Genomic DNA, 12,466 nt, shown 5'->3' with positions numbered 1-12,466 from the left:
ATGTATTTAACCCTAAATTTATCCGCTATGAAAAAATTTGCTTTACTTTGTTTGGCACTGTTGCTTGTCTTTTCATGTAGTGTTGAAGACGACGGCACAAGTTATAGTTTTGAGGTTTTACCAGTTGAAATCGTAGACATTCCTGAAGAGTTTGTAATGGGCGAAACCTACCCCATTACAGTATCGTATTACAGACCATCTACCTGCCATGGTTTTAAGGAATTCTACTACCAAAAGGAAAACAATCAACGTACGGTAGCCCCTATAAACTATGTGTTTGACAGTAGCAACTGCGAAACCCTTGAAGACGCATTAACCGACGCCACTTTTAATTTTAAAGTAACCTGTAACGGTTCTTATATTTTTAAATTTTGGCAAGGCAAAAATGAAAATGATGAATCTCAATATTTAACTATTGAAGTTCCGGTTGTTGAGTAAAAAAACAAGTTTTAATTAATACATGTTTAATTTGAGTTTAGACCAACTCATAGAAAATTGTAAAATTGAAAGTACTCAAGCTCAAAGTGAATTATATAAGTTGTATTCCAACAAGTTGTTCGCGGTATGCCTGAAGTATTCGAGAAACTATGCCGAAGCTGAAGACAATTTGCAAGATGCCTTTTTAACAATTTTCGAAAAAATTGAACAGTACAAGCATAAAGGCTCTTTTGAAGGATGGATGAAGCGCATAACGGTAAATACCGTGTTGCAACGTTATAGAAACGAAAAGGTTTTTGACATCATTAACGAGGACAAAATTGAAGACACAGAAGTTGAAGTTGATGAAGACAGTGTCTCTATTGATTATTTATTAAAAATAATTCAAGAATTGCCAGACCGTTACCGGTTGGTTTTTAACCTTTACGTGTTAGATGGCTATTCACATAAAGATATAGCAAACATGCTGGAAATATCAGTAGGAACCTCAAAATCAAATTTGGCACGCGCCCGACAGATTTTGAAGCAAACTATAGAAGACAGCAAAACAATACATCGTTCACAATTATTGTAATGAGTGAAAAAAAACACATAGACCGATTATTTCAAGAAGGTTTCAAAGATTTTGAATCCCAGCCAAGCGATGCTGTTTGGAAAAACATCGAATCAAAGCTCAATCATAAAAAGAAAAAGCGACGTGTTATTCCATTGTGGTGGCGTTATGCCGGTGTAGCAGCACTACTTTTGCTCTTTTTAACGATTGGTGGATTGTATATAAACAACTCCAATAACGAAACTTCCAATCCACAGGTGGTCGACTCAGAAAGTACTAGAAAAACCAATCCTAACAACCCATCGAACACCTCAAACAACCAAAATATTGAAGCTGTAGCCGCTGAAAACACTGCAACTGATGACCATTTACATCAAAAGAAAAATAATAACGTAAATTTTACATCTTCTGAAGTGACTTCTATAGCTCAAACGCCGACTTCAGATTCAGATAAAACTAATAGCAATCATTCCCCAATCAATACTTATAAGGGAAGCAACACCACCAAGCCCTCTAATTCAGATGCGCACGTTGCATTGGCTAAACGTTCCAAAGAAAACAACAATAACGCAATTCATTACAACCAAAGTAATAGGCAAAACACTAAGGTTGCCGCAAATAACGAAACCGATAACACGAACAGCGCTGTATTAATCGACAAAGAAGAAACCCAAAAACTCATAAAGGCTTCAGGAAAACAACATACCGAATTGGTCAAAACCAAAGAGACATCAACTAGCGAAGAGGTTTCTGATAATCAAAACAGCAACCCTATAACTATCGAGGAAGCACTCGAAAACAACAAAGACCTCTTAAAAGAAGAAATAACCAACAAGCAAAACCGTTGGAGCATTGCACCCAATGCCGCTCCTGTTTATTTTAATACGCTCGGCGAAGGATCGTCGATAGACCCACAATTTAGCAGTAACTCTAAAACCGGTGAGGTTAATATGAGCTACGGTATTGCGGCCAGTTATGCCGTAAATAACAAAATCAAAATACGGTCGGGTATTAATAAGGTTAATTTAGGCTATAACACAAACGATATCATTTTGTACCAATCTGTTGGATTAAGCTCCAATAATAGTGCTTTGCAAAATATAAACTCTGGAAATACTTCAGGGTATTCGGTTGTAAGTTCAGAATCAATAGATGCTAAAGATTTACCTCAAACATTATTATCCTCAAACACCACCATAAATCAAGCCTTTGGTTACATTGAAGTGCCTTTGGAAATACAATATACACTATCGGACAAAAAATTTGGTGTTAACGTTATTGGCGGTTTTAGTTCGTTCTTTTTAGACAACAATGAAGTCTACTCAAAAGCAGAAAATGGACCACGCGTTTTTTTGGGCGAAGCCAATAACATTAATAAAATAAGCTATAGTGCTAACTTTGGGCTGGGTTTAAATTATGAAGTTTCTAAAACCTTCGATTTGAATTTAGAACCTATGTTTAAATACCAGTTTAACACATTTAACAATACGTCTGGTAATTTTACACCGTTCTTTATTGGTGTTTATACTGGTTTCGCGATAAAATTTTAGGTTAGGTTATATACCTTGTTGATTTCGTATTTTAGAAAGTAAAAACTGCTCTTTATCCTGAGCAGTTTTTTTTATTGCACCCCATTAAATTTTTGAAGCTGATTTAAAATAATGTTTCTTGACTTGTCATTCAAAAACTTAGTACGTTCGATAGATAGACCATCGGTTTTTAAAAATTCATGTATTTTAACACGCATTCTTCCTGGCCCACCGCTAAAAAACGTATAGGAAAAGCGTTTTTTATTGTCTGCAAATGTGATGGGCACTACCGGAATTTGATGGTTTATGGCCAACCTAAAAGCTCCGTCTTTAAATGTGTCGAGCATAATATGTTCTTCGGGTACACCACCTTCAGGAAAAATGCAAATGCTCAACCCAGACTTTAATCGGCGTTGAGCGCGCAAAAAAACAGCTTGCCTGCTTTTGGCAGAAGAACGGTCGACCATTATACAAGTACGCTTGTAAAAAAAACCGAACAACGGAATTTTAGCAAGCTCCTTTTTACCCACAAAAACAAATGGGTTTTTAACCGAAACGAGCATAAGCATGATATCGGCCATCGAGGTGTGGTTGGCAATAAACATATAGCTTTTGCCCATTTCAGGGGTTTGATTCCGTTCAATACGGTACATAAAACCCATACCTATTAAAATAAATTTTGCCCAAAATCGCGCTAGCCTAAAAAAGAACGAATACCAGGACTCACGAGAGATCGATATCAATAGCACAGGAAACAAAACAATAATGGGTAGGGCTACCAAAACGTAAAACCAAATACGGTAAAGCGTATAGAAAATGTTTTTAAAAATTTTCATCGAATCCAAAAATACATAATTGTATTGAGCATTTCTATTAAAAAAATTACCTTTGCCCGAACATCAAGTAAAAGATTAACTTTAATGGGATTTCCGCTTCTGCGGAAATGGAACTATGGCAAGAATACTAACAGGAATACAAAGTACAGGAACACCGCATTTGGGTAATATTTTAGGCGCCATAATGCCGGCTATTGAAATGGCAAACAGCCCCCAAAACGATTCGTATTTGTTTATCGCTAATCTGCATACATTAACACAAATTAAAGATGCCGAAACCTTGCGTGCCAACACCTATTCTACCGCAGCTACCTGGTTGGCATTTGGTTTGGATATTGAAAAAACAGTGTTTTATAGACAAAGCGATATTCCTCAAGTCACAGAATTGTCTTGGTACTTAAGCTGTTTTTTTCCCTACCAAAGGCTAACTTTGGCACACAGCTTTAAAGATAAAGCCGATAGATTGGAAGATGTCAATTCTGGACTTTTTACGTATCCCATGCTTATGGCGGCCGATATTTTACTTTATGATGCCGAAATTATCCCTGTGGGTAAAGATCAATTACAACACATTGAAATGACCCGAGATGTGGCCTCGCGCTTCCACACCAAAATGGGTGAAACTTTTGTAATGCCAGATGGAAAGATTCAGGAAAACACCAAGCTTATTCCGGGTACCGATGGACACAAAATGAGCAAAAGCCGTAATAACACCATTAATATTTTCTTGGCCGATAAAAAGCTAAGAAAACAAATCATGGGCATTCAAACCGATAGTACACCGCTTGAAGAACCCAAAGACTGGAAAACCTGTAATTGTTTTGCACTTTACAGTTTGTTGGCTAATGAAGCACAAATTGAAACCATGAAGGCCAATTACGAAAATGGCGGTTATGGTTATGGCCATGCCAAACAGGCTCTATTTGAATTGATTATTGAAAAGTTTGCTGCCGAACGTGAACGCTATAATCATTACATGAACAACCTTAATGAAATTGACAACGCTTTGGCTATAGGTGCAAAAAAAGCTAAATTAGTGGCTAACGACGTGTTGAAACGTGTCCGGGAAAAGGTTGGGTATTAAAAGGGCTAAAACCAAACACGTACATTCTTTGTCAAACTGAACATGTTTCTGGTTCTTATCACAACTAAAAAAATAAAAAGGATGTGATTCTGGAATCAATTCAGAATAAGGTGTATTGAAAGGTTGCTTCCTTTGCATAAACTTTAAACCACCTCAAACATTTTTCCAGGTAGTGGGCGCACAACACCTTTGAGTTCCATATTCAATAACACACTGGCCACTTTAAAAATAGGAATTTGGCAACTAATGGCAATTAAGTCCAATTGCTCTTTCTCATGCTCCTTTAAGAAATTATAGATTGCTTTTTCAGTATCGTCCAGCTCAACAAACAGTTGTTTTTGTACTACAGGTTTTTCTTTATCCTCCAGTTCCCAATTTAAAATATACGGAATATCGGCTGGCACGGTTAACATGTGCGCCTTTTGATGCTTAATCAAATTGTTACAGCCTACACTTTGGCTATCGTTGGTTCTACCTGGCACGGCAAAAACGTCTCTGTTGTAGGAATTGGCAATATCGGCAGTTACCAGACTGCCACCTTTTTCGGCAGATTCAATGACGATGGTCGCCTCGCTCAACCCTGCAATAACGCGGTTCCTTTTTAAAAAATTATTCCTGTCAAAAGTATCAGAACTCCAAAAATCGGTAAAAAAACCACCGTTTTTCTCAACATCAACCATGTACTTTTTATGTGCTTTAGGATAAACTTGATTCAGCCCATGGGCCAAACAAGCAATGGTTTGTAAATTGTTTTTTATCGCAGCCTTGTGGGCTGTAATGTCGGTTCCGTAGGCAAAACCCGAAACTATTACAGGGTTGTAAGGGGCCAATTGTTCAACCAAACGTTCACAAAATGCTACACCGCTTGTTGTAATTTTTCGCGTTCCCACAATACTGATGATGTGTTGCTTGTGAATATTAAAATCACCAACTTGAAACAATAATATAGGGCCATCTATGCAGTGTTTAAGGCTTTCTGGGTATTCGGCATCTTGAAAATAAGATACTTCAACATCATTCTGGTTTATAAACTCGATTTCCTTTTCAGCTTCCTTTAAGTGGTGAGCCTTAAACAAATCGCTTAAAGTCACGCTACCAATACCGTCAATTTTTAGAAGGTTTTGCTTTTTTTCCTTCAAAACGGCTTCGGCCGAACCGCAATGTCCAATCAATTTTTTGGCAGTAATATCGCCAATATTAGGCACATGTTGCAAGGCCAAGGTATAAAGCAAATCGGTTTCCGTCATTCTATATTATTGATTTATAACCTACAATAAAAGAATTTTTGTGCTGTTAATAAATACTTCAAGGTAAATTTTATCCAAAAGCTTATTTTTTTAACTTTGTTTACATGCAACTAGAGACCTACATAAGCGATTTACTATATAGATATGAATGTGTCACCATACCAGAATTTGGTTCGTTTTTAACGCAACGTGTTTCGGCTACAGTCGATGACGCTTCAAATACATTTTATGCTCCCAAAAAAGTATTGTCTTTTAATGAGCAAATTCAAAAAAACGATGGGCTTTTGGCCAACTATATAGCTGATGTAGAAAAAATACCTTTTGAGGTTGCCAAGAAAAAAATAGAAAAGCGAGTAAGGCTTTTAAAATCTTATTTAACACAAGGAGAAACCTTAACTTTTAAAAATATTGGAGACCTTGTTTTTAACAACGAAGGTAAAATTTTATTTGAGCCTAACTACGATTTAAACTACCTTACCGATGCATTTGGGCTATCGCAAATTGAATTACCTTTAATAGCGAGAGAAGAACACAAAGAAATTGTTGAAGACCTTGAAAAAGTTGTGCCAATTGCCATAACCCCTGAGAAACGTAAATCAAGGCCATTTTTAAAATATGCAGCTGTAGCTTTAATAGCTTTAACACTAGGTGGTGTTGTAGCTTCAAATTATTATGTAAACCAAATTGAAACCCATAATCAATTGGCTCAAGAAGAAGCTACCAAGCAACTGGAGGCCAAGATACAACAAGCTACATTTAATTTAAATCCTTTACCAGCCGTTACACTAAATGTTACCAAACAAACTGGCAATTACCATATTGTTGCCGGGGCATTTAGAGTTGAAGAAAACTGCTATAAAAAAATAGCCCAACTAAAAGCCAATGGTTTTAGCGCTCGAAAAATTAGGGTAAATAAGTACGGTTTGCATGAAGTAGCCTATGCTAGTTACGAAGACCGCTTGGAAGCCTTAAAAGCATTACGCGACATTAAGAACAATCACAATAAAGATGCATGGCTGCTTGTAAAGCAAGTAGACTAAAACCCTTTAAATTCTCAGGTCCATCCTAAAAATCGTTTTTATACCTTTGCACATCTTCTAAAACAATAAAAGATGCAAACAAAAACACCCAAAGAGTCGCTTACGATACTTACCGATATGGTATTGCCAGGAGAAACCAATCCGTTAAACAACTTATTTGGTGGCGAATTATTGGCTAGAATGGACCGTGCCGCAAGTATTGCTGCCCGCCGACACTCCAGACGCATTGTAGTTACCGCCTCGGTAAACCACGTTGCCTTTACCAGAGCCGTTCCGTTAGGAAGCGTGGTAACTGTTGAAGCCAAAGTATCTCGGGCGTTTAAAACTTCTATTGAAGTGTTTATCGATGTTTGGATAGAAGACCGCGAATCAGGCAAAAAAACAAAAGCCAACGAAGCTATTTATACCTTTGTTGCTGTAGATGAAACTGGAAGGCCTATTGCCGTGCCTGAAGTAATCCCTGAAACCGATTTAGAAAAAGAACGTTATGCCGCTGCTTTGCGCAGAAAACAATTAAGTTTATTGCTTGCAGGGAAAATTAAGCCTAATGAGGCAACTGAACTAAAGGCTTTATTTGTGTAGTTTTATGAGATGCTGAAACAAGTTCAGCATGACAAAAAAGGTTACATTTTATAAATCCAACTGCTTGGGTTTTCGGTAACAAAGCCTTTTGAAATCGTGAAGCTTAAAATCGTTTCGCCATTACTTGGGTTAGTAAATACTTTACCTATTTCCTGTTTTGTAGTAACCTTATCGCCCTTTTCCACATAAACTTCCGATAGGTTTTTATAAATGGTGAGGTAGTTTCCGTGTCGAATCATCACAATGGGGTTTACGTTTTTCATGATTAGTATCTCACTTACTTCACCATCAAAAACGGCACGGGCTTTTGCTCCTTTTTCGGTTGCTATTCGCACACCATTACTTTTAATGGTTAAGGATTTATTAATAGGATGGGGCTGGGTACCATAGCCTAACCGCACAAACCCTTTTTCAACAGGCCAAGGTAATTTTCCTCTATTCGACACAAAATTTGATGCGAGCACCTTTTCTTCTGCCGTAAGCGAAAAACTCTTTGAAGCGGTCGATTTACCTGCTTTAGCATTAGACTTTGCAATAGCGGCCTTTATAAGTCGGTCTATTTCCCTGTCTATTCTATTGGCCTCTCGCTGCTTTTGTTTTATTTGCGCCGTATAACGGCTTAAATTCTTTTTTATGGATGCCATAAGGGTCTGGTGAGCGGCACGCTCCTTTTCCAAAGACTTTTGAACTTCCCTATTTTCGGCAATGAGTTTATTTTTTTCTTCCTTTTGTTTACCTAAAGCGATATTTGTTTGCTGTAATTCCTCGGTTTTAGCCTTTATGGTTTCGCCTTGCTGCTTTTGATGGTCTGAGTATTGCTTCATATATTGCAAACGTTTGTAGGCCTGCTTAAAATTATCTGAAGACAACAAAAACATTATCCTACTTTGTTGGTTTTTGCTTTTATAAGACTTAACAATCATGGCAGCATAATCGGCTTTTAAAGCTTTTAATTCATCTCTTAAGTCAGTGATTTTATTTTGGTTTGCGTTTATTTCCCTAGTTAATAAATTGGCTTGCTGGTTAGTAACCTTTATTAAATTTGAAAGCACGTTGATTTTATAATTGAAATCCTCAATTAACGACAATTCCGATTTTGCTTTAGATTGATTTTCGTTACGTAACTCGTTTATTTTATTAATTTCCTTTCGTAATTCCTGCCTACGGCTTTCCAGTTGTTTTTGCTTGTTATTTTGCGCAAAGAATGCACCACTACAAAGCATTAAAGCAACCAAGAAGAGTGTTTTTTTTCTAAAAATTTGTTTAGCCATTAGAGTTCTATTGCTTTAAATCCTGAAGGTATTTTAAATGGAAACCTTAAATTTTCGTTTAATTTAACATTTTTAAACTCCAAGTTTACAGACACTTCTTCATTTGCTTCAACCGCAATTACTTTTATTTGTTCTGGCAGAATCTGGTTTTCTACATCTTGATATGACAAATAATCGATTTGAAGGTGTCGTTGTTCTTGTGGTTGTGTTATTTGCTGCGACTTTATTTTAAAGTTTTTAGGGCTCAGTAAAAAGAAAATCTCAAACAAATCGCGTTGCATTTTGGGCTGAACTACATAAAATCCATCACTAACAGACGCTTTGTAATTGCCATCCTTTAAACTATAAATCGTCTCGCCCAACAACAAATTCTGAACTTTTTCAAAATCTAATTCAGTACCCAATAAATCACTTAAATATTTATAATCACCATCAAAGTAGGTATTGTCCAATTTATTATAAAAACTTACTTTTTCCGGGGTAACCATCGCTCTTAAAAGGGAAAATGAAGCATTAATCCACAATACTTCGTCTTTTTTTGCCCTAAAATTAACAGAATGTGTTTGCGATTTGCCACCTTCGGTATAGGTTATTTTTAATCGAGATTGAACCGTTTTAAATTGCGCCGTTTGTTTGGTATTGGCCTTAATTAACTGTTTGGTAGATAAATTGTAATTGGCTTCACCCGTTGCAACCGTTTTGGTTGATTTACAGCTAAAAAAGAATAAAACTACTAGGGAGAAAATTAAATAACTGTGTTTGTACATTAGTTTTGGGGTTGTAGTTGTTTTGCCTTATCACTAAACGTTTTTGCCTTAACCGTATTGCCCAAAAGGTTGTATGCTTTGCTTAATTGGATGTTGAAATCGGCTTCCATTTTTGGGTCATCAATAATAAAATCCAACCCTAATTCCAGGGTTTCAATAGCCTTTTTGGGATGGTTCAATTCGTTTTGTGCTACACCATTTATTAGGTAAAATAAGGGTTGTGCAGGAAACTTACCAAGCGATTCGTTACTTTTTTCTAAAGCCAAATCGAATTTTTTTAAATCGAGGTACAATAGCATAACGTTTCTTAAAATACCAAAGTTATTAGGCTCTAATTTAAGTGCAGCTTCAAAATTTACCAAGGCTTTTGGCTTGTTATTCTTAGATAAATAATATTGGCCCAATTCCATCAAGGTATTACTATTATTGGCATCGCTTACCATAGCCGTGGCCTCAACCAAATCGTTTTCGTAATCGGGGTTGTCCCTAACAAATTTTACAAAATCGGTTAGTACCTTAAGCTTAGCCTCTGATTTTATTTCGCTACTTTTCATTACAATTTTCATAGACTCGATAGCTTTGTCGGGTTCATTGTCATCTAAATAAAATTTATAAAGTGCCAAATGCACCAATTGCGAATTTGGATTTATTTTTAAAAGCTCCTTGGCTGTTTCAAAAGCCTTATCTTTTTCATTGTTTTCGCTATAACGGAAAATTAATGCCAAGTAATTCGACTCTTTTTCTGGGTTACTTTCAACGCGCTCTTGTAAATTCTTTATTTGCTCTTTTTTACGTCCTGTTGCTTCATAAATGCGGTTTCGCATAATATCTCGGCTCACGGAAATACCAAACTCGGCATCAAGTTCATCCAGAATTTCTAGAGCATCATCATAATCTTCGCTACGAACGTACAAAGCTGCCAAATCCTCCTTATAATCTGGATGGTATTCAACAAGCTGTTTAACGGTTTTTATGGCGCGCTTATAGTCGTTTTGCGACACGTAATACCCATACAATTCATCTAAATACCATTCGTTATCGGGATCTAAGTCTACGGCCTCTTTTAGTGTATCTTCGGCTTCTCCAAAGTTTTTTAAACTCATGTAGCATTTTCCCAATTCAAAATACACAACAGGGACAGATTTGTCGATTTCTATACACTGCAAAAAAGCCTTGGCAGCCCTATCGTAGTTTTCTATGGCTTTTTGCTTTAAACCTTCATAAAATAGCTCCTGAAACTGATCTTCGTTATTACCCAAATCATCATTGGGCCTGTTATTGAAATCGACTTGGGCAAAGAGTACCTGCGAAATCAATACGAATCCGATGGCAAAAAATGATATGTAATTACTTGTTTTCATTGATTATGCGATGTCTCACTGTGTTCGACATGACAAAATGTTTCAAATAGTGTTCCGTTTTTTTATTTATGACACCCTGTTTTCTCTTGAATATTATTCCAGAACAGAATAATCACCTATACTTACACTTTTAAAATTACCATCGTACTTTACGTTATTACCAATCATAGCGTCGTTTAATTTGGCGTTTTTAATTACAGTATGGGTTTGAATAAGGCTGTTCTTTATCGTTGAATTTTCTACGGTACAATCATTTCCTATGGATACAAAGGGACCTATTGTTGCATTTTTCAATACTACATTTTCACCAATAAAACAGGGCTCTATAATTTTAGCTTTTTCTAATGTCACAGAATCTGCAACCAATTGCTCATCACCATCGGCTTTCAAAAAACCAAGCATGCGCTGATTGGTTTCGATGGTTATGTTTTTGTTACCACAGTCCATCCATTCATCAACAGTTCCTGTTTTAAACACCTTTCCATCTGCCATCATACGTTTTATGCCGTCGTTAATTTGGTATTCACCACCATTCATAACGTTTTCATCCAAGATTTCTTGTAGCTTGGCTTTTAAAACACCAACATCTTTAAAATAATAAATACCGATTACAGCTTGGTCACTAACAAACGCTTTGGGCTTTTCAACTAACTCTACAATTTTATCATTTTCATTTAATTTAACCACACCATAAGCTTCAGGATTCTCCACTTGTTTGGTCCAGATAACACTATCGGCTTGGGGGTCTAAATCAAATTCTGCACGAATTAGGGTATCGGCATAAGCGATTACCGCAGGGCCAGAAAGTGATGGCTGGGCACACATAATGGCATGACCGGTTCCTAAGGGTTTATCTTGACGGTAAATAGAGGCTTTGGCACCTAAACTTTTAGCCAAATCTTGAAGGCTGGACACAACATCGTCTCCAAACCATGCGGGGTCTCCCAATACAAAAGCGATTTCATCAATAGGCTGCTTTAATACTTTGGCAATGTCTTTTACCAAGCGGTGCACTATAGGTTGCCCAGCCACTGGGATTAATGGTTTTGGAACAGTTAAACTATGTGGTCGAAGTCGAGACCCTCGACCTGCCATGGGTACTATTATTTTCATAATAAATGCCTGCGAAAGCAGGTATCTTTTAAATTAAACTTTTATTAGGTTATTTAACTCTTTCTTCAATATTGTCGGTTACTCCAATATACAGAACGCCATTGGGCTTATTTGTCATGTTATAAACATACCAGAATTTCTCTTTATTAGATTTTTGAGATTCCTGCCTTCGCAGTAATTTATTTTACTCCAGTACTCCCAAAACCACCTTCGCCTCTATCGGTTTCAGAAAGCGCATCTACTTCCTTCCATTCGGCACGGTGGTGCTTTGCTATAACGAGTTGCGCAATGCGTTCGCCGTTTTGAATGGTAAATTCTTCGTTTGAAAGGTTTACTAAAATCACACCTATTTCCCCTCGATAATCGGCATCTATGGTTCCTGGTGCATTTAAAACGGTAATCCCTTTTTTTGCAGCCAATCCGCTTCGTGGTCGTACTTGGGCTTCAAATCCTACCGGTAATTCGATAAACAGACCTGTACCAACAATACTTCGTTCCAAAGGCTTTAAAACTCTTGGCTCTGATAAATTGGCCCGCAAATCCATTCCTGCAGATGCTTGAGTTTCGTAATGTGGTAAATCGTGACTGGATTTATTGATTATTTTTATTTTCATCTTTATTTCATTTTAAACAGATGCTTCGACT

General features: G+C 36.8%; 13 protein-coding genes. 6 read left to right on the top strand and 7 right to left on the bottom strand.

Going from position 1 to position 12,466, the window contains the following annotated elements; genetic code table 11:
- The first annotated feature begins 27 nt into the window (after window positions 1-27).
- The 3 genes from GSB9_02207 to GSB9_02205 are packed head-to-tail and all read left to right on the top strand — an operon-like array spanning window position 28 to window position 2,541.
- A complete protein-coding gene (locus GSB9_02207; GenBank protein UKM65636.1) occupies window positions 28-438 on the top strand; it encodes a hypothetical protein in 411 nt (136 codons plus the stop codon).
- A gap of 31 nt (window positions 439-469) precedes the next feature.
- Entirely contained in the window at window positions 470-1,012 is a 543-nt protein-coding gene (locus tag GSB9_02206; GenBank protein UKM65635.2) for a sigma-70 family RNA polymerase sigma factor, read from the top strand.
- Window positions 1,012-2,541 (top strand): hypothetical protein, encoded by a 1,530-nt coding sequence (locus tag GSB9_02205; GenBank protein UKM65634.1) that lies wholly within the window; start codon window positions 1,012-1,014, stop codon window positions 2,539-2,541. The genes GSB9_02206 and GSB9_02205 overlap by 1 nt, the downstream gene beginning before the upstream one ends.
- Before the next feature lie 71 nt (window positions 2,542-2,612).
- On the opposite strand, the gene GSB9_02204 is transcribed toward GSB9_02205, so the two are convergent.
- On the bottom strand, window positions 2,613-3,356 hold the full coding sequence (locus GSB9_02204) for a 1-acyl-sn-glycerol-3-phosphate acyltransferase (protein UKM65633.2): 744 nt from the start codon (window positions 3,354-3,356) through the stop codon (window positions 2,613-2,615).
- A gap of 115 nt (window positions 3,357-3,471) precedes the next feature.
- On the opposite strand from GSB9_02204, the gene trpS reads away from it, so the two are divergent.
- On the top strand, window positions 3,472-4,440 hold the full coding sequence (gene trpS / locus GSB9_02203; GenBank protein ID UKM65632.1) for a tryptophan--tRNA ligase: 969 nt from the start codon (window positions 3,472-3,474) through the stop codon (window positions 4,438-4,440).
- 143 nt (window positions 4,441-4,583) lie between these two features.
- Here trpS and dprA read toward each other — a convergent pair whose 3' ends face one another.
- Complete coding sequence (gene dprA / locus GSB9_02202) at window positions 4,584-5,687, bottom strand: DNA-processing protein DprA (protein UKM65631.1); 1,104 nt, start codon at window positions 5,685-5,687, stop codon at window positions 4,584-4,586.
- A gap of 104 nt (window positions 5,688-5,791) precedes the next feature.
- Here dprA and GSB9_02201 point away from each other — a divergent pair, with 104 nt between their 5' ends.
- The gene (locus GSB9_02201) at window positions 5,792-6,727 is read left to right on the top strand and encodes an SPOR domain-containing protein (GenBank protein ID UKM65630.1); all 936 of its coding nucleotides are present in this window, start codon (window positions 5,792-5,794) and stop codon (window positions 6,725-6,727) included.
- Between the two features lie 72 nt (window positions 6,728-6,799).
- A complete protein-coding gene (locus GSB9_02200) occupies window positions 6,800-7,309 on the top strand; it encodes an acyl-CoA thioesterase (protein ID UKM65629.1) in 510 nt (169 codons plus the stop codon).
- A 41-nt stretch (window positions 7,310-7,350) separates the two neighbouring features.
- Here GSB9_02200 and GSB9_02199 read toward each other — a convergent pair whose 3' ends face one another.
- From GSB9_02199 to dut, 5 genes are all read right to left on the bottom strand, one after another.
- Complete coding sequence (locus tag GSB9_02199) at window positions 7,351-8,580, bottom strand: peptidoglycan DD-metalloendopeptidase family protein (protein ID UKM65628.1); 1,230 nt, start codon at window positions 8,578-8,580, stop codon at window positions 7,351-7,353.
- On the bottom strand, window positions 8,580-9,347 hold the full coding sequence (locus GSB9_02198; protein ID UKM65627.1) for a DUF4292 domain-containing protein: 768 nt from the start codon (window positions 9,345-9,347) through the stop codon (window positions 8,580-8,582). Before GSB9_02198 ends, GSB9_02199 begins: the two co-directional genes overlap by 1 nt.
- Window positions 9,347-10,708 (bottom strand): tetratricopeptide repeat protein, encoded by a 1,362-nt coding sequence (locus tag GSB9_02197; GenBank protein UKM65626.1) that lies wholly within the window; start codon window positions 10,706-10,708, stop codon window positions 9,347-9,349. The genes GSB9_02198 and GSB9_02197 overlap by 1 nt, the downstream gene beginning before the upstream one ends.
- A 93-nt stretch (window positions 10,709-10,801) precedes the next feature.
- The gene (locus tag GSB9_02196) at window positions 10,802-11,821 is read right to left on the bottom strand and encodes a sugar phosphate nucleotidyltransferase (GenBank protein ID UKM65625.2); all 1,020 of its coding nucleotides are present in this window, start codon (window positions 11,819-11,821) and stop codon (window positions 10,802-10,804) included.
- A gap of 179 nt (window positions 11,822-12,000) precedes the next feature.
- Complete coding sequence (gene dut / locus GSB9_02195; GenBank protein ID UKM65624.1) at window positions 12,001-12,435, bottom strand: dUTP diphosphatase; 435 nt, start codon at window positions 12,433-12,435, stop codon at window positions 12,001-12,003.
- Between the last annotated feature and the right edge of the window lie 31 nt (window positions 12,436-12,466).

The organism is Flavobacteriaceae bacterium GSB9 (assembly GCA_022749295.1).
In the GTDB taxonomy this organism is placed as follows: Bacteria; Bacteroidota; Bacteroidia; order Flavobacteriales; family Flavobacteriaceae; genus Flavisericum.
Note: the sequence above shows the minus strand (reverse complement) of the source record. Positions and strands in the feature narration are given on the sequence as shown.

Bases quoted from the DNA above. Each gene is read 5' to 3' on its own strand.
- GSB9_02207 (UKM65636.1), top strand. From the start codon at position 28: ATGAAAAAATTTGCTTTACTTTGTTTGGCACTGTTGCTTGTCTTTTCA.
- GSB9_02205 (UKM65634.1), top strand. From the start codon at position 1,012: ATGAGTGAAAAAAAACACATAGACCGATTATTTCAAGAAGGTTTCAAA.
- GSB9_02204 (UKM65633.2), bottom strand. From the start codon at position 3,356: ATGAAAATTTTTAAAAACATTTTCTATACGCTTTACCGTATTTGGTTT.
- trpS (UKM65632.1), top strand. From the start codon at position 3,472: ATGGCAAGAATACTAACAGGAATACAAAGTACAGGAACACCGCATTTG.
- dprA (UKM65631.1), bottom strand. From the start codon at position 5,687: ATGACGGAAACCGATTTGCTTTATACCTTGGCCTTGCAACATGTGCCT.
- GSB9_02201 (UKM65630.1), top strand. From the start codon at position 5,792: ATGCAACTAGAGACCTACATAAGCGATTTACTATATAGATATGAATGT.
- GSB9_02200 (UKM65629.1), top strand. From the start codon at position 6,800: ATGCAAACAAAAACACCCAAAGAGTCGCTTACGATACTTACCGATATG.
- GSB9_02199 (UKM65628.1), bottom strand. From the start codon at position 8,580: ATGGCTAAACAAATTTTTAGAAAAAAAACACTCTTCTTGGTTGCTTTA.
- GSB9_02198 (UKM65627.1), bottom strand. From the start codon at position 9,347: ATGTACAAACACAGTTATTTAATTTTCTCCCTAGTAGTTTTATTCTTT.
- GSB9_02197 (UKM65626.1), bottom strand. From the start codon at position 10,708: ATGAAAACAAGTAATTACATATCATTTTTTGCCATCGGATTCGTATTG.
- GSB9_02196 (UKM65625.2), bottom strand. From the start codon at position 11,821: ATGAAAATAATAGTACCCATGGCAGGTCGAGGGTCTCGACTTCGACCA.
- dut (UKM65624.1), bottom strand. From the start codon at position 12,435: ATGAAAATAAAAATAATCAATAAATCCAGTCACGATTTACCACATTAC.